Raw genomic sequence first — 16306 nt, 5'->3', positions numbered from 1 at the left:
TTATCCCGCCACCCGGGCCCGCCACTGGTCGAGGCGGGTACCGGCGATGCGGGCGCCGTCGGTCGGAACGAGCGAGCGCTCGCCCAGCGTGCTGCCGAAGTAGCGAGCTTGCGGGTCGGACACGACCGAACGGGAATCGTGCCCCGCGGCGAGGACGGACCGCCCCAGCTCGTCGAGACGGAACTGCTCCGGGCCGGCGATCTCGACGACGCCGTTCGTCGGCGCGTCGAGCGCGACCGCGGTCACCTCGGACGCGACGTCGTCCGCCGCCATGGGTTGGATGAGCACCGGCGCCAGCCGTGCCGTGTCGCCGTCCGTGGCGGCGTCGACGATGCCCTGGAGGAACTCGAAGAACTGGGTGGCGTGGACCAGCGAGTACGGCAGGCCGGACGCGGCGACGAGGTTCTCCTGTGCGACCTTCGCCCGCATGTACCCGCTCTCCGGTAGCCGGTCGGAGCCCACGATCGAGAGCGCCACGTAGTGCCGTACCCCGGCGGCGGCGGAGGCGGCGAGGAGGTTCCGCGTCGACGTCTCGAAGAACTCCCGGACGGCGTTGTCCTCGAACGACGGGGAGTTCGACGTGTCCACGACGACAGCGGCACCGTCGAGCGCCTCGGCCACCCCGTCGCCGGTCAGCGTGTTCACGCCGGTCTTCGGGGATGCCGCCACCGCCTCGTGGCCCTGCCCGCGGAGGTTCTGCACGACCTTGGAGCCGATGAGGCCGCTTCCGCCGACGACGACGATCTTCATGATCGAACCACTTCCGGTACGCGGAGTCACCTGACGATCCCAGCCTACGGAGCGCGGCGGAGCGGCGCGGTTGACATCGCGACCCATGATTGTGGTCGCCGTCCGCGAACCCTGGAGGTCGACGTGGCCGCTGTCTCCCACCCGGTGTTCGCGCGGGTCTACGAACGGCTCAGCGTCGCCATGGACCGGGCCGGCACCGCCGAGTTCCGCCGGGACCTGGCCGCTGGCCTGACCGGCCGGGTGATCGAGGTCGGCGCCGGCAACGGCCGGATGTTCGGCCACTACCCCCGCGCCGTGACCGAGGTCGTCGCGGTCGAACCGGAACGCCGCCTACGCGCCGCCGCCGTCCGGGCTGCCCTCGGCGCGCCGGTGCCGGTCACGGTCGTCGACGGCCTGGCCGAGGCGCTGCCCGCCGCCGACGGCAAGTTCGACGCGGCAGTGGTCGCGCTGGTGCTCTGCACCGTGCCCGACCAGGCGACAGCGCTCGCCGAGATCCACCGCGTGCTGCGTCCCGGCGGGCAACTGCGCTTCTTCGAGCACGTGGCGGCCGATGAATCCAGCCGTCTGCGCCGGGTGCAACGGATCTCCGACGCCACGCTGTGGCCGAAACTGTTCGCCGGCTGCCACACCGGCCGCGACACCACGGCCGCCATCGAAGCGGCAGGTTTCGCCGTCGAGGAGTTGCGACGCCTCCGGTTCCCGACCGGCAGCTCCAGCCCTTCCTCGCCGTGCGTCGTGGGCCGGGCGACCCGGGTCGACAGGCGGCCGGGCTGAGCGTGTCACCGGGTCGGCAGGCTCGACAGCCAGTCGTCCAGGGCCGCGGGGTGCGTGAACAGGAGGACCGGCGGTCCAGCCGGATCGGCCTGCCAGGCGCGCATCCGCCGCCGGGCGCGGCCGAACGCGGTGACGTGCCACAGCAGGATCGAGTCCCGGGACAGCACACTGCCGAGAGATTCCCGGTTGCCGTTGCAGATCACCTCACGCGTGCCCAGGCGGCGCAGCGTACGACGCAGCAGCCGCCCGAACGAGCGCCACCGCGGGTAGTCCAGGGCCACCACCAGGTCGGCCCGCGCCAGCGGCACGTCCCGCCACCCGTGGTACGCGCCGTCGAGGATCCAGGCGTCCCGGCGGCAGATCGTCTCGATCCGGCTGCGCTGCTGGGCGACCGGCACCTCGACCCAGCCCGGTAGCCACAGCAGGTCGTCCACCGGATACCACGGCACGTCGAGGCGCTGCGCCAACCGCGCGGCGAGCGTGGACTTGCCCGCGCCGTACACGCCGTAGACCAGGATGCGACGTGGTGCGGCCATCGCGGCAGCGTACGCCGGCCGGCCGCTACGTAGTCGGGTGGACCGATGTACGTAGTGACTGCGGACGCCCGACGACCCGGCTCGCGGCTGCAATGGACACATGACCAGCAACGAGGCCGCGAAGGCCAGCAACCCGGACAGCGCCGAGGCGATCGCCCGGCCCATCACCGCACCCACCACACCGCCGCAGCGAACCACGCCGGACGACGCTCCGGCCCGGGCGGACGTCGCCCCGCCGGCACCGCCGCCGGTCCGGGCACCCGCGCCGGCCCGCGAGGTCGAGCAGGCGCAGCGCGCCGACGGACCACCCGCCACAACGACACCGGCAGCCAAGGGTGACGCCCAGGCGGCACCGGCCACGCCGACGGCGACACCGCCGACGACCATCACCGCCGACACCGTCGCCGCCCGGGCCGTCGTGCTCGACGGCAAGGACAACGCTCTCGTGCTCACCAACTTCACGACCCGCGCGTACACGATCGGTATGAACGGCGGCACCAGCACCATCAGCCTGGCGAACGACAAGCGCGCCTACACGACGGTCCTGGACGGGCAGAACGGCAACCTGTGGGCCGCCAACAACGTCAACAGCCGGAGCTTCAACGCCAACCAGGTCGACCTGGACGGCCCGGGCAACCACATCAAGTTCTGCCACAGCAAGACGCGCACGTACACCATCGGCATCGACGGCGAGCACAGCTCGATGTCCTTCGCCCACCCCGACACCCGGCAGTACCGGCTGCTGCTCAACGGCACGACGGGCGAGGTCTGGGCGGCCAACAACGTGAACAGCCCCAGTGTCACGGCGGCCAACGTGTCCGCGACCACTGTGTCCGCGACCAACGCGGTCAACTCCAAGGTCGTCGCGGCGAACGAGGTCGACCTCGACGGCGCCAACAACCACATCAAGTTCTGCCACAGCAAGACCCGCACCTACACGGTCGCGATCAGTGGTGACCAGAGCTCGATGTCCTTCGCCAACCCGGACACCCGGGCGTACACGGTGGTCATCGACGGCGTGCACGGTGACATCTCGCTCAGCAACGCCGACCTGGCCGAGGAGTTCGACGTCGCCGCCGGTCACCTGCCGTCGGCGATCCCGGGGGCGGTGCTCGTGATCGGCGGGACCGGCGCGCTGGAACTGGCCGACAAGCCGTACGACACCGCGGTGGCGGGCGTGGTGTCCGGCGCCGGCAGCTTCGCGCCGGCGATGGTGCTGGACCGGCGTCCGGACAGCGACCAGCGTCGCCCGCTGGCCCTGGCCGGCAAGGTCTACTGCCTGGTCGACGCGACGCACGGCGCGGTGCGCCCCGGCGACCAGCTGACCACCTCCCCCACCCGGGGACACGCGATGCGGGTGGCCGACCCGCTCAAGGCGGTGGGAGCGATCCTGGGCAAGGCGCTCGGGCCGCTGCCGACCGGTCGGGCGTTGGTGCCGATCATGGTGACCACGTCATGACCAGTCTGCGTCAGGCGGCCAACAAGTACCTGCGGTTCGAGGCACCCGTGACGGTACGGGAGGTCGGCACGGAGGTCGGCCACCCCACCGGATCGACCCGACGGTTGCTGGCGCAACTCGAACAGACCTCGGTCGAGTGGTTCTCCGGGAGCCTGCTGCCCTCCAGCGTCAAGGGGTCGGCATCGCTGCGGCTGTTCAGCGACGGCGGCTACATGTTCGACGGGCATGTGCACGAGAACGGCGCCGTCACGCACAAGTGGTCGCTGGTGGCCACACCGGCGTTCGTGGACGACGACGGCAACGCCTTCGTCTTCGCCCAGAGCGGCACGGTGTCGGACAACTCGAGCACCGACACCTTCGCCGAGCACGGGCAGGATCCGAGGATCGGTCAGTACTGGGATCAGCTCAGCACCGCCACCGTGAACTTCCGGCTGAGCGTGAAGATGAACGTGGGAGAGCTGATCGGCAACATCCTGAAGTGGATCCCGGAGGTGCTCCTCGGCGTGGTGATCGTCGGGTGGGCCCTGTTCCTCGGCCAGCCCGGCAAGGTGCACGCGTACAAGGACGAGAACGGCACCGCGCACTTCTGGAAGTCGCGGGAGTGAGGTCATGACCAGCGTCCGTACGGCCGCCGCCGAGTACCTCGACATCCGGGCGCCGCTGACCCTGCGACAGGTGGGCACGCAGGTCGGGCATCCAGCCGGGTCGACGAGGGTGGTGATGGACCGGTTGGAGCAGCAGTGGAGCGAGACGTTCTCCGGCAGCCTGTTGCCGTCGAGCGTCAAGGGCAGCGCCTGGTTGCGGATGGCCAGCGACGGTCACTACTGGTTCCAGGGGCACGTGCACGAGAACGGCTTCCTCAGCCACAGCTGGAGCTTCGCCGCCGGGCCGAACGTCGCCGACCAGGACGGGAACGCGTTCGTGGCCATCGCCACCGGCCGGGTGACCGACGACCACAGCAGCGACGACTTCGACATCAGCGGGCAGGACCCGCGCATCGCCGAGTTGTGGGAGCAGATCCGGTACGCGCCGGTCAGCTTCCGGCTCGACGTCACGGCCAACTTCGCCGAGGTGGCCAAGAAGGTGGGCGTGGCGATCCTGACCGGGTTGGGTTTCACCGCCCTGGTCGGCTCGATCAACATCCTCGGCGCCAAGGGCGCGGACTGTCGCGAGGATTCCAACGGCCGGGTCACCTGTTACACGAAGAACTAGTACAGCGGTGGCCGTGGCGCGACGTCGCGCCACGGCCACCGCCGGTGGCCTCAGCCGGCCGGCCGCAACGCGTCCGACAGGTCCCGCCGCGAGGTCACCGCCAGCTTGCGGTAGGCCCGTCCCAGATGTGTCTGCACGGTACGCACCGACAGCACCAACGCCTCGGCGATCTCCCGGTCGGACAGGCCCCGGGCGGCGAGCCCGGCGATCTGCCGCTCCCGCGCGGTCAGCCCCGCCACCCGCGCGGGGTCGTCCCGTACCGCCGATCGCAGCCGGGCGCGCAGGTCGACGGCGAGCCGGACGGTGTCGGTGGCTCCGGCCCGCCGACCGACCTCGCCGGCCACCTTCAGCGCCTCGCCGGTCATGTTCATGTCCACGAGGCGGTGCGCGTGCTGAAGGATCACGGTGGGATCGCGTCCGGCCAGCGCGATCACCGCCCGGCCGGCGGCGACGAGCCGCTCGGCGTCGACGTGCCCGATGGCCTCGGCGATGCGGTCCGCGTAGCGGGCCGGGCCGGCGACCGGGTCCAGATGCGCGGCGTAGATGAGATAGCCCAGCTCCACCAGCCAACTACCGGAGGCGTGCGCGACGACGATCGCCTCGTCCATCAGCTCGCCCGCCCGACCCCGCCGGCCGGTCGCCGCGGCGACCGCCGCCAGCGCCCACGGGCGCAGTCCCGGGACCAGCGCGACCGCGTCGACGGGATGCTCCCGTAGCACCGTCTCGGCCTCGTCCGGGCGGCCGTCCTCGGCCAGGGTGACGGCCAGCCAGCCGGTGGCCTCGGCGCGGAACATGCCGTTGCCACCGGCCTGTTGGGCAACGGCGTCCCGGAGCCGGCTGATGGCGCCCGTCCGATCCCCGCTGACCCGCAGGGCGTACCCGTCGAAAAGGGGCCAGGCGGTGGGCGACAGACCGGAGACGAGCGGGTCCGGGGGCAGCGGCCACCGACCGGTGGCCGGGTCGGTGACCGGACCGGTCGGGGTGGGCTGACGCCACAGCTCGGCCAGGGCCAACGCGGCCCCGGCCATGCCACGGATCTGCGGCAGGGCCGACGAGCCGGACCGCTCGACCGCCTCGACCACCGTGCGGCCCACCCGTACCGCCTCCTCGGTGCGGCCGGCGAGCACCAGCGCCGCGACCGACGCCAGCGTGACCCGCAGCCGCGCGCCGCGCGGGAGCGACTCGTCCAGAAGCTGACGAGCGCTCGCCAGCGCCCGCGCCGCCTCGCCGCTGAACAACTGGACCAGTACGCCCAGCGCGGCCAACTCCGCCCGGCCGGGCAGGTCACCGGCCGCCTCGGCGTCCACGTGCAGCCGCCGCAGGTCGTCGTACGCCTGCCGTGGTTCCCGCCCGACCCAGAGGCGGTACGAGGCCAGGGCCACGCCCACCGTCACCCGGGCGGTCGGGTCACCGGCCGCCTCGGCGTCCCGCGCGGCGGTGCACAGCGTCTCGTACGCCTCGGCGGCGCGGCCCTGCTCGACGAGGGCCGCGCCGAGCGCGACCGCCGCCGACGCCCCGCCACCCTCCTGCCAGGCCCGCCGGGCCAGCTGTTCCGAGGCGGCCGGGTCGGCGTACAGGCAGAGGCCGGCCGACCGTACCAGCTCCGGCGGGTCGACCGGTTGTCCGGCGTGCACCGCCCAGAGCGCGCGGGCCACCGCGTGCGACCCGTGCGGCGTGGCCTGCCGCGTGCCGGCCAGCAGCGCGGCGGCGACGCGGCGGCGACGGGCGGGTGACATGCGTCGGCGTACCGCCGCGCCGAGCATCGGGTCGCGCAGCCGCACCAGGACCTCGTCGCCGCGCTCCTCGCTGCGGACCATGCCGAGCTGTTCGAGGTCGGCGAGCAGTTCCGGCGACGCGGCGGCCTCCGCGACGGGCATCGGCAGGGGGCCGCCGAGCGCCATCGCGGCAAGCGCCTCCTCGCCGGGGCGGCCGACGCGATCCAGCTCCCGGTCGAGCAGGTCGGCCACCTGTGTCGGCACCGCCAGGCCGGCGCGCCAGCGCCACTGGTCGTTGTCGCGCGCCAGCGAACCGACCGCCTGCCCGTGGTCGAGCAACGCCACCGCCAGATGCGGCAGTCCGCCGGTCCACTGCCACAGCAGGTGCGTGGTGGAGCGGCTGACCGGCCCCGCCAAGCGCTCCGTCGCCAGCGCGCCGATCTCGGCCTCGGTCAGGGCGGGTACCACCAGCCGGGACAGTCCCACGTCCTTCCACAGCGCGACGACGGCGTCCGGCGCCGGGACCCCCGACCGGACGGTGACCAGGGCCCGGACCGCTCGGGCCTGCACGAGGCCGAGCAGCACGCCGGCGGAGGGCCCGTCGAGGAGGTGGGCGTCGTCGACGACCAGCACGGGCGTACGGGCGCGGCCGCACCGCTCGACCAGACTGGTCAGCACGGTGCTGTGCACCAGGGCCGGGTGCAGCGCGGGGTGGCCGCCGGTGAGGAGTTGACCGAGAGCCCCGAAGGGCACCGCCTTGCTCGCCTCGGTGGCGGTGATCCACACCGCGGCGAACACTCGCGACGGCAGCTCGGCGACGACCGCTCGGGCGAGGGCCGTGCGACCCACCCCCGCCGGACCGATGAGGACGGCGCCGTCGGCCCGCACCAGCGCGGCGCGGGCCTCGGCGAGCATGCCGTCACGCCCCGTCAGCATTCCCGGATGATGACGGGCCGCCCGCGTCCCGGGCCATCACCCATCCGACAGATGGCAAGCGGCGTCAATCGTGTGCCAGGTCGAAGCGCCCCGCCGATAACCGGTTGCCGTGCGCCGCGGACATCGCCACAGTGGTGCCCATGACGTACTGACGGACACCACCTGAGCACCGCGCCGAGGCCATTGCACGCTGCCCGGCGCCGTACCGCCGTCCGTCCACTTGCGATTGCGCGAGAAATGAGCGTCGTTGTCCCAGCACCACTTCCCTCGGGAAGCCTCGTCCCCGTCCACCCCCGCCACCGTCACCGTGTTCGCGTCCCCCGCGAGCTGGATCGAGTCCGCCGCGCTCGACCAGTGCCGGCAGGTGGCCGCCCTCGACGGCATGGTCCACGTCGCCGGCATGCCGGACCTGCACCCGGGCAAGGGCGCCCCGATCGGCGCGGCCATGGCGTCGACGGTCCTGTACCCGTTCCTGGTCGGCTCCGACATCGGCTGCGGTATCGCCGTCTTCCCCATCCGACTCCGGCGCGTCGTACCCGAACGACTGGCCGCCCGGTTCCCCGACCTCGACCGCGCGCTGGACCCGGAGCGGGACGCCGACGACCCCGCCTGGGCCGTGCTCGCGGGCGATGTTCCCGCCGGTCATCTGGACGGGCTCGGTACGGTCGGCCGCGGCAACCACTTCGTCGAGCTGGCCCGCGTCGACACCGTCTTCGCGCCGGAGCACGCCCACCGTCTCGGGCTGGCAACCGGTGACCTCGTCCTGGTAGTGCACAGCGGCTCGCGGGGCCTGGGTGAGCGGATCCTGCGGACGCACACCCAGACGCACGGAGCGGGTCCCGCGCCGGACCCGGCCGACTACCTGGCCCGACACGACGAGGCGGTGCGCTGGGGCTCGCTCAACCGGCGGCTGCTCGCCGCCCGGGTCGCGTACGCGCTGGGGGCCGAGCCGACCGAGCCGGTCGTCGACCAGTGCCACAACCTCGTCGAGGTGCGCGACGGCGGCTACCTGCACCGCAAGGGCGCGGCGCCGGGTGACGGTCGCGACGTGCTGGTCGCCGGCACGCGCGGCACCGCGTCGTACCTGGTGGCCGCCCACGCCGGGGCGGACGCCAACCACTCGGTGGCGCACGGCGCGGGTCGGAAGATGTCCCGCGCCGACGCGCTGCGCCGCGGCCGGGCCAAGCACACGGTCGAGGAGCTCCGGCGTACCCCGGTGGGTTCGCTCGTGGTGTGCGGCGACCGGCAGTTGCTCTTCGAGGAGGCGCCGACGGCGTACAAGCGGATCGAGCAGGTGATCGGCGATCTCGTCGCGCACCAGCTCGCCACGCCGGTGGCCACCACGATCCCCCTGGTCACCTACAAGACGCCGGACGTCGGGGCCGCGCCCCGGTCGGACCGGCGGGACCAGCGCCGCGGACGGGGTCGGTCGTGAGCCGGCAGCTGTTGCTGTCCGCCGGCCGTGGGCCGCGGGAGTGCGCGTGGGCGCTGTTCCACCTGCTGCGCCGTCTGGAGGGTGACGCCACCCGGCAGGGCGTGGCGGTCCAGCGGGTCGATGTGGTGCCCGGCGACCGACACGGCACCTACCGGTCGGTGCTGATCCGGCTCTCCGGGGTCGACGTCGAGGCGTTCGCCGCCTCCTGGACGGGGACGTTGTGCTGGCAGGCGCCCAGCCCGTACCGGACGAGCGCGGGTCGGAAGAACTGGTACGTGACGGCGCAACCGCCGCCGAGCGACGCTCCCCCGACGACGTTCGACGAGGCCGACGTCGACATCGTGGGCTGCCGTACGGGCGGTCCCGGCGGCCAGCACCGGAACAAGGCCAGCACGGCGGTACGCGCCACCCACCGCCCGTCGGGCCTCGTCGTGGTGGTGGACGACGAACGGCAGTTCAGTCAGAACCGGCGCATCGCCCTGGACCTGCTGCGCCAGCGAGTCGAGCGCGGCGACGAGGCGGCCCGCCACGCGGTCACCACGGCCCGGTGGCGCATCCACGACGACCTCGTGCGGGGCGACCCGACCCGCGTCGAGCGCCCGCATCCGATCTCGACGCAGGGTCGATTGCGGCGCGGGCGGCCGGCCGCTGAGTAGTGCGAGGTTGCGGGCCTGCCGCCGACATCGTATGTTCACGATCACATCGATGGTTCTAGATGCAAGACTCGCCGAAAGGTCGCCGACCGTGCCTCTGACCCGACGCGCGTTCACGCTGGGCGCGCTGTCCACCGCCGCTGCCGCCACCGGCGCGCTGAGCCTGCCCCGCATCGCCCTCGCCGCCCCGAACACCTCGTACGCCATGGCGTACTTCACCGAGTCGCCGCAGGGCCTGGGGGCGGACTACGGGCTGCACCTCGCCGTCAGCCGTGACGGTCTCAACTGGACGCCGCTGAACCAGAACAACCCCGTCGTCACGCCGACCGCCGGGCAGTTGGGCCTGCGGGATCCGTTCGTCTTCCGCAAGCAGGACGGCACCTTCGTGGTGCTGGCCACCGACCTCAAGGGCACCAACTGGAACCAGACCAGTCAGTACCTGCACATGTGGGACTCGACCGACCTGACCAGCTTCACCGGCTACCGCCGGATCCGGATGCACACCCTGGACACCCACACCTGGGCGCCGACCGCCTTCTGGGACGCGGCACGCGGGCAGTACGCCATCGTCTACTCGGCGAACAACGGCCAGGACGTCTTCCTGGTCAACTACACCAGCGACTTCCGTACGGTCAGCTCGCCGCAGGTGTTCTTCAGCCCGGGCTTCGGCGTCCTCGACGGCGACATCGTCGTCGACGGCGGCACCACGTACCTGTACTACAAGAACCTCGCCAACGGGAACCTGTACGGCGCCCGGTCCAGCACCGCCGCTCCGAACAGCTTCACGACGTACACGTCGGGACTGCTCCAGGGCAGCGGCATCGAGGCGCCACTGCTGGTCAAGGCGGTCGACGGCAGCGGCTGGCGGTTGTGGGGCGACTCGTACAGCCCGGTCAACAACGACTTCTACGCCTGGTCGACCACCGCCATCGGCGGCAGCTCCTGGACGCCACTGAACCAACGCGACTACACCCCGCCGTTGAACTCGAAGCACGGGTCGATGGTTGGCATCACCGACGCCGAGTACGCCGGTCTCGTCGCCCGGTGGGGTACGCCGAACTGGGTCCGGCTGAAGGTCTCCAACCTGCCGGACCGCTACGTGCGGCACTACAACTACGTGGCCCGCGTCGACACGTACCCGTTCGACCCGTACCAGGACCAGCTGTGGCGGATGGTTCCCGGCCTGACCGACTCCGCCGGGGTGTCGTTCGAGTCGGTGAACAAGCCCGGGTACTTCCTGCGCCACTACAACTACGAGGTACGGCTGGAGGTCCCGGACAACACCTCGGTGTTCCGGGCCGACGCGACCTTCTACCGCACCGCCGGGCTGGCCGATGCGTCCTGGACGTCGTTCCGCTCCTACAACTACCCGACCCGCTACCTGCGGCACTACAACTACTTGCTGCGCATCGACCCCTTGAGCTCCAGCTCAAGTGTCACCGAGCGGCAGGACGCCACCTTCCGGATCACCTCGTAGGGCGCCACACGTCCCGGCCTCACACCTCCAGGACCGCGTCGGCGAACGCCCGCGGCGCCTCCTGGGGCAGGTTGTGCCCGACGCCGCCACCGACGGTCCGGTGCTCGTACCGGCCGGAGAACTGCTTGCCGTAGACGCTGGGGTCCAGGTGGGGCGCGCCGTTGGCGTCACCCTCCAGGGTGATGCTGGGCACGGTGATCTTCGGCTTGCCGGCCAGGCGCTTCTCCACCTCGTCGTACTGCGGTTCGCCCTCGGCCAGGGCCAGCCGCCACCGATAGTTGTGGATCACGACGTCGACGTGGTCGGGATTGTCGAACGCCGCCGCGCTGCGGTCGAACGTCGCGTCGTCGAACGTCCATTTCGGCGATGCCGTCTGCCAGATCAGCCGGGCGAAGTCGCGGCGGTTGCGGTCGTACCCCTGCCGGCCGCGCTCCGTGGCGAAGTAGTACTGGTACCACCAGGAGAACTCGGCCTTCGGCGGCAGCGGCACCCGGCCCGACTCCTGACCGTCGATCAGATAGCCGCTCACCGACACCAGGCCCGAACAGCGCTCGGGCCACAACGCGGCCACGACGTCGGCGGTACGCGCTCCCCAGTCGAATCCGGCCAGCTTCGCGCTGTCGATACCCAGGGCGTCCATGAGGGCGATGAGGTCGAGCCCCATGGCGGCCGGCTCACCGTTGCGGACGGCATCGTCGGCGAGGAACCGGGTCGTGCCGTAACCCCGCAGGTACGGCACGACGACCCGGTGGCCGGCGTCGGTGAGCAGCGGCACGACGTCGACGAAGCTGTGGATGTCGTACGGCCAACCGTGCAACAGGATCACGGGCGGCCCGTCCGGCGGCCCGGCGTCGACGTACCCGACGTTCAGGACCCCGGCGTCGATCTGTCGCACGTCATCGAAGACCGCCATGGAACCGGTACCCTTCGTCGAGGCTGTTGGCGCGTGGCGAGGGCTGTGCCGCCGCCCCCGACAGCGTAGGAAACCCCGAGCACCCCGAAAGCGCGTTGAGCGAAGAGGCCAGGGCCGGCCGGCGAATGGCTAGGATGCGTCGCGGGGCCCTTCGAGGTGTGCCGCTGGTCGTAGGGTGATGACATGGCTGAGCGTTCCCTGACCCTGATGGCGGTGCACGCGCACCCTGACGACGAGGCGACGAGCACCGGTGGCATCCTCGCCCGGTACGCCGCCGAGGGCGTCACCACGGTCCTCGTGACCTGTACGGACGGGCGGTGCGGCGACGGGCCCGGCGGGGTCAAGCCCGGCGAGCCCGGTCACGACCCGGCCGCCGTCGTGGCGATGCGGCAGGCCGAGCTGGAGGTCAGCGCGGCCACCTTGAAGGTCACCCACCTGGAGACGCTCGGCTACGCCGACTCCGGGATGATGGGTTGGTCGACGAACGACCAGCCCGGCTCCTTCTGGACGACGCCGGTGGCGCAGGCCGCGGACCGGCTCGCGGAGCTGATCCGCCGGTACCGGCCGGACGTCGTCGTCACCTACGACGAGAACGGCTTCTACGGCCACCCCGACCACATCCAGGCGCACCGCATCACCACGGCCGCCGTGGCGCAGACCGACATCCCCGCGAAGGTCTACTGGACGACCGTGCCCCGCACGGCGTTCGAGGAGTTCGGCCGGGTCATGAAGGAGCTGGGCGTCGAGTGGGCCGACCCGGACGAGTCGTCGGACATGCCCGAGCTGGGTCTCCCCGATGACGAGATCACCACCTGGGTCGACACCCGCGCCCACGGTGCGCAGAAGTTCGAGGCCCTGGCCGCGCATGCCAGCCAGACCGAGAACATCTTCTTCCTCCAGCTGGGCCAGGAGCGGTTCACCGAGTTGATGGGCGTGGAGACCTTCGTCCGGGTGCGGGACACCACCGACGCGCCCGTTCCCGAGGACGACCTCTTCGCCGGGCTGCGCTGACCCGTGCACCGGTCAGGACGACGCGGCGGCCCGTCCGCCGGGGCTGCGCTCCTGCGCCACCTGCTCCGGGCGGAGGGTGAGCACCCGGGGACCGGACTCGGTGACGGCGACGGTGTGCTCGGAGTGGGCCGAGCGTGACCCGTCCGAGGATCGGATCGTCCAGCCGTCCTGGTCGAATTTGATCTTGTCGGTGGTACGGCAGAACCACGGCTCGATCGCGATCGTCAGGCCGGGCTTGAGCGTCATGCCCCGGCCGGGACGGCCGTCGTTGGGCACGTGCGGCGCCTCGTGCATGGTGCGGCCGATGCCGTGCCCACCGAACTCGTTGTTGACCCGGTAGCCGTAGCGGTGGGCGACCTCGCCGATGGCGGCGGAGATGTCGCCGAGGTGGTTGCCCGGTCGAGCGGCGTCGATGCCAGCCTCCAGCGCGACCTCGGTGGCCTCGATCAGCTTCAGGTCGGCCGGGGCGGGAGCGCCGACGACGAACGACAGCGCCGAGTCGGCGGCCCAGCCGTCGATCTCGACCGCCATGTCGATGCTCAGCAGGTCACCGTCGCGCAGGAGGTAGTCGTGCGGCAGTCCGTGCAGCACCGCGTCGTTGACCGAGAGGCACAGGACGTTACGGAACGGCCCGCGACCGAACGACGGCGTGTAGTCCCAGTAGCACGATTCGGCGCCACGCTCGGCGATACGGCGGCGGGCGTGCTGCTCGATCTCCATCAGGTTGACACCGACGGCGGCCACCGCCCGCAGCTCGGCCAGCAGCTCGCCGACGAACTGGCCGGTCACGGCCATGCGGTCGATCTCCGCGGCAGACTTCAGCTCGATCACGACGAACCCTCCCCATCCGGTGCGGTATATTTATACCACGCCCTGCGCGGGTCCGGCGGGTCGACATTGCCGGCCCCCGAGGGCGGAACTATCCTGCTCACATGGTTCGGCCACCGCTCACACCGGAGCAGATCGCCGCGGGGCAACGCCTTGGCGCGGCGCTGCGGGTCGCGCGCGGCAGCCGCAGTCTCGTCGAGGTCGCCCTCGCCGCCGGCATGTCACCGGAGACCCTGCGCAAGATCGAGGTGGGTCGACTCCCGGCGCCCGCCTTCGGCACCGTGGTCTGCCTCAGCGAGGTCCTCGGCGTCGCGCTCAGCGACCTCGCCGACGTGTGGCTCGCCGACCCGCGCGTCCGCGAGGCATCCTGAGCGCTCGGCCCGGGCACACCGACGGGCCCGCGCCGCGCGAGCACCCGGACCGGCACCTCGCCCAACCCCGAACAGGGGTGGCGACACGCAGAGCCGACCGACGGTCGGAACGGCCACCGACAGCCGTCTATGGACAGGGCCGCCTGTTAACGCTAACGTAACGACGGCCGTCGATAACTGACCGTCACCGGTGCCTTCCAGCTGCTGGCCCGGCCACGGTCGACGTCGTTCGCGGCGCGGGCGGGTGGAGCGTGGCCGACACGGGACGGCCCGAACTCACCACCGGGCGACCCGTGCCGAGGGCCGGACGACGGATGCCTGACCACCGGTGCCCGCGGGTCGGCATCACCTCGACCGGCCGGAGCCGTGCCGTCGATCGGCCTTTCCACGATCGCTCCAGAACACCGCCACCGTCACCGCGACCCTGGGCCGGGTCGCGGGCGGCGACCGCACTGCCGCGTACCCGTCGCGCCTGGTCCGCCGACCACACCGTCCGCACGTCGATCCCGCGCCGGACGGTTCCGGCGACGCCGTACGCGCCCGCGGACCGGGCCCCGTCCCGTCGTCCCCCTGCTCAGAGTCCGGGCCCGAGCAGGGTGAACGGGGCGGGGCCCGCACACCGCCAACTCCCACCCATGAGGAGACAACGTGCGACCCCAACACATCAGCCATCGGCGGCCGGCGCTCATCGCCGCGGCCGCCACCCTCGTGCTCGTCGGCGCCGCCGCCACCCAGACGGGCGCCTCGGCGGCCGCAGCCGGCTGCCAGGTCACCTACGCGGTCAGCTCCCAGTGGCAGGGCGGCTTCGGCGCCAACGTCACCATCACCAACGTGGGCGACGCCGTCAGCGGGTGGCAACTGACCTGGAACTTCGCCGCCGGTCAGACCGTCACCCAGCTCTGGAACGGCAGCTTCACCCAGGCCGGCGCCCAGGTGACCGTCACCAACGCCCCGTACAACGCCAGCATCCCCACCAACGGCAGCACCAGCTTCGGCTTCAACGGCAGTTGGACCGGCAGCAACCCGACGCCGACCTCCTTCGCCCTCAACGGCACGACCTGCAACGGCGTGGTGGACCCGACGACGCCCCCGCCCACCACGCCGCCGCCCACGACCCCGCCACCGACGACGCCGCCACCCACCACACCACCGCCCACCACTCCCCCGCCGAGCACGACACTGCCCTGCGACATCTACGCGGCGGGCGGCACGCCCTGCGTCGCGGCGCACAGCACCACCCGCGCCCTGTACGCCTCCTACAACGGATCGCTCTACCAGGTACGCCGATCGTCGGACAACACCACCCGCGCCATCGGCGTCCTCAGCCCCGGCGGACGCGCCAACTCCGCCACCCAGGACAGCTTCTGCGCGAACACCACGTGCGTCATCACGGTCATCTACGACCAGTCGGGGCGGGGCAACAACCTCGGCTACCAGGGGGCCGGCGGCATCGGTGGCGCCGTCCAACCGGCGGTCGCGACCCGGGAGTCGTTGACGGTCGGCGGGAACAAGGTCTACTCGCTCTACATCAACGGCAACAGCAGCTACTGGCGGGACGGGCACCTGACCGGCGTGCCGACCGGTGCCGCGCCGGAGGGCATGTACATGGTGACCAGCGGCACCCACGTCAACAGCGGCTGCTGCTTCGACTACGGCAACAGCGAGACCACCCGCCGGGCCGACGGCGCGGGCGCGATGGATGCGATCTACTTCGGCACCAGTTGCTGGTTCGGCGGCTGCTCCGGCTCCGGCCCCTGGGTGCAGGCCGACTTGGAGTACGGCCTCTACCCCGGCGGCAGCAGCTCCTGGAACCCGAACCAGCGGGCGTTCACCAGCAAGTTCGTCACCGCCACCCTGAAGAACAACGGCACCTCACGCTTCGCCATCAAGGGCAGCAACGCCCAGTCCGGCGGCCTCTACACCCTCTATGACGGGTCGCTGCCACGCGGGTACAGCCCGATGAGGAAGCAGGGCGCGATCATCCTCGGCAGCGGCGGCGACTGCTGCATCGACAACTCCAACCAGAGCGTCGGCACCTTCTACGAGGGCGCGATGGTGGCGGGCTACCCGTCCGACGCGACCGAGAACGCGATCCAGGCGAACATCGTCGCGGCCGGCTACCGCTGACAGCGGCTGACCGCCGCCCCGCGGCGACGGCGGCGGTCACGAAGGTCCCGCGCGACGGCGGGTGGCCCGACCCGGGGGTGTCCCGGGCCGGGCCACACCGGTGGTTCAG

The 16306-nt window shown here is 71.9% G+C and carries 15 protein-coding genes; 10 read left to right on the top strand and 5 right to left on the bottom strand.

The window, feature by feature from the left end:
- Complete coding sequence (locus ACN269_RS29415) at nt 1-750, bottom strand: SDR family oxidoreductase (RefSeq protein WP_421475488.1); 750 nt, start codon at nt 748-750, stop codon at nt 1-3.
- 123 nt (nt 751-873) lie between these two features.
- On the opposite strand from ACN269_RS29415, the gene ACN269_RS29410 reads away from it, so the two are divergent.
- Complete coding sequence (locus tag ACN269_RS29410) at nt 874-1524, top strand: class I SAM-dependent methyltransferase (protein ID WP_421475487.1); 651 nt, start codon at nt 874-876, stop codon at nt 1522-1524.
- Between the two features lie 5 nt (nt 1525-1529).
- Here the strand turns inward: ACN269_RS29410 and ACN269_RS29405 are convergent, their stop codons facing one another.
- Nucleotides 1530-2060, bottom strand: coding sequence for an adenylate kinase (locus ACN269_RS29405; protein ID WP_421475486.1), 531 nt, complete (start codon nt 2058-2060; stop codon nt 1530-1532).
- 100 nt (nt 2061-2160) lie between these two features.
- Between ACN269_RS29405 and ACN269_RS29400 the strand changes: the two genes are divergently transcribed.
- Genes ACN269_RS29400 through ACN269_RS29390 form a run of 3 tightly spaced genes read left to right on the top strand, consistent with a single transcriptional unit; the run spans nt 2161 to nt 4731 of the window.
- Entirely contained in the window at nt 2161-3519 is a 1359-nt protein-coding gene (locus ACN269_RS29400; RefSeq protein WP_421475485.1) for a hypothetical protein, read from the top strand.
- Nucleotides 3516-4124, top strand: coding sequence for a hypothetical protein (locus ACN269_RS29395; protein ID WP_421475484.1), 609 nt, complete (start codon nt 3516-3518; stop codon nt 4122-4124). Before ACN269_RS29400 ends, ACN269_RS29395 begins: the two co-directional genes overlap by 4 nt.
- Before the next feature lie 4 nt (nt 4125-4128).
- Complete coding sequence (locus ACN269_RS29390; protein ID WP_421475483.1) at nt 4129-4731, top strand: hypothetical protein; 603 nt, start codon at nt 4129-4131, stop codon at nt 4729-4731.
- 50 nt (nt 4732-4781) lie between these two features.
- On the opposite strand, the gene ACN269_RS29385 is transcribed toward ACN269_RS29390, so the two are convergent.
- Nucleotides 4782-7382: a LuxR C-terminal-related transcriptional regulator gene (locus tag ACN269_RS29385; RefSeq protein ID WP_421475482.1), complete on the bottom strand. Its 2601-nt coding sequence runs from the start codon at nt 7380-7382 to the stop codon at nt 4782-4784.
- A gap of 247 nt (nt 7383-7629) precedes the next feature.
- Between ACN269_RS29385 and ACN269_RS29380 the strand changes: the two genes are divergently transcribed.
- The 3 genes from ACN269_RS29380 to ACN269_RS29370 all read left to right on the top strand — a co-directional run bounded on the left by ACN269_RS29380 (nt 7630) and on the right by ACN269_RS29370 (nt 10947).
- A complete protein-coding gene (locus tag ACN269_RS29380; RefSeq protein WP_421475481.1) occupies nt 7630-8817 on the top strand; it encodes an RNA ligase RtcB family protein in 1188 nt (395 codons plus the stop codon).
- The gene (prfH, locus tag ACN269_RS29375; protein WP_421475480.1) at nt 8814-9473 is read left to right on the top strand and encodes a peptide chain release factor H; all 660 of its coding nucleotides are present in this window, start codon (nt 8814-8816) and stop codon (nt 9471-9473) included. Before ACN269_RS29380 ends, prfH begins: the two co-directional genes overlap by 4 nt.
- An 88-nt stretch (nt 9474-9561) precedes the next feature.
- A complete protein-coding gene (locus ACN269_RS29370; RefSeq protein WP_421475479.1) occupies nt 9562-10947 on the top strand; it encodes a glycoside hydrolase family 43 protein in 1386 nt (461 codons plus the stop codon).
- A gap of 19 nt (nt 10948-10966) precedes the next feature.
- On the opposite strand, the gene ACN269_RS29365 is transcribed toward ACN269_RS29370, so the two are convergent.
- Nucleotides 10967-11860 (bottom strand): alpha/beta fold hydrolase, encoded by an 894-nt coding sequence (locus tag ACN269_RS29365; RefSeq protein WP_421475478.1) that lies wholly within the window; start codon nt 11858-11860, stop codon nt 10967-10969.
- A 183-nt stretch (nt 11861-12043) separates the two neighbouring features.
- Here ACN269_RS29365 and ACN269_RS29360 point away from each other — a divergent pair, with 183 nt between their 5' ends.
- Nucleotides 12044-12871, top strand: a complete 828-nt coding sequence (locus ACN269_RS29360; protein WP_421475477.1) for a PIG-L family deacetylase — start codon at nt 12044-12046, stop codon at nt 12869-12871.
- A 12-nt stretch (nt 12872-12883) separates the two neighbouring features.
- Here ACN269_RS29360 and map read toward each other — a convergent pair whose 3' ends face one another.
- The gene (gene map, locus ACN269_RS29355; RefSeq protein ID WP_421475476.1) at nt 12884-13702 is read right to left on the bottom strand and encodes a type I methionyl aminopeptidase; all 819 of its coding nucleotides are present in this window, start codon (nt 13700-13702) and stop codon (nt 12884-12886) included.
- A 101-nt stretch (nt 13703-13803) separates the two neighbouring features.
- On the opposite strand from map, the gene ACN269_RS29350 reads away from it, so the two are divergent.
- Both ACN269_RS29350 and ACN269_RS29345 read left to right on the top strand, forming a co-directional pair.
- Nucleotides 13804-14070: a helix-turn-helix domain-containing protein gene (locus ACN269_RS29350; protein ID WP_421475475.1), complete on the top strand. Its 267-nt coding sequence runs from the start codon at nt 13804-13806 to the stop codon at nt 14068-14070.
- Between the two features lie 648 nt (nt 14071-14718).
- Nucleotides 14719-16197 carry an arabinofuranosidase catalytic domain-containing protein gene (locus tag ACN269_RS29345; protein WP_421475474.1) on the top strand — a complete coding sequence of 493 codons (1479 nt, stop codon included), beginning with the start codon at nt 14719-14721 and terminating at the stop codon, nt 16195-16197.
- Nucleotides 16198-16306: the final 109 nt, after the last annotated feature.

This window comes from Micromonospora sp. WMMD736, assembly GCF_049179015.1.
In the GTDB taxonomy this organism is placed as follows: Bacteria; Actinomycetota; Actinomycetes; order Mycobacteriales; family Micromonosporaceae; genus Micromonospora.
This window is presented reverse-complemented; position numbering and strand designations above follow the sequence as displayed.

Excerpts from the sequence above, each read along its gene's own strand:
- ACN269_RS29350 (WP_421475475.1), top strand. The coding sequence starts at position 13,804 with ATGGTTCGGCCACCGCTCACACCGGAGCAGATCGCCGCGGGGCAACGC.
- ACN269_RS29385 (WP_421475482.1), bottom strand. The coding sequence starts at position 7,382 with ATGCTGACGGGGCGTGACGGCATGCTCGCCGAGGCCCGCGCCGCGCTG.
- ACN269_RS29395 (WP_421475484.1), top strand. The coding sequence starts at position 3,516 with ATGACCAGTCTGCGTCAGGCGGCCAACAAGTACCTGCGGTTCGAGGCA.
- ACN269_RS29360 (WP_421475477.1), top strand. The coding sequence starts at position 12,044 with ATGGCTGAGCGTTCCCTGACCCTGATGGCGGTGCACGCGCACCCTGAC.
- ACN269_RS29390 (WP_421475483.1), top strand. The coding sequence starts at position 4,129 with ATGACCAGCGTCCGTACGGCCGCCGCCGAGTACCTCGACATCCGGGCG.
- ACN269_RS29415 (WP_421475488.1), bottom strand. The coding sequence starts at position 750 with ATGAAGATCGTCGTCGTCGGCGGAAGCGGCCTCATCGGCTCCAAGGTC.
- ACN269_RS29405 (WP_421475486.1), bottom strand. The coding sequence starts at position 2,060 with ATGGCCGCACCACGTCGCATCCTGGTCTACGGCGTGTACGGCGCGGGC.
- ACN269_RS29365 (WP_421475478.1), bottom strand. The coding sequence starts at position 11,860 with ATGGCGGTCTTCGATGACGTGCGACAGATCGACGCCGGGGTCCTGAAC.
- ACN269_RS29400 (WP_421475485.1), top strand. The coding sequence starts at position 2,161 with ATGACCAGCAACGAGGCCGCGAAGGCCAGCAACCCGGACAGCGCCGAG.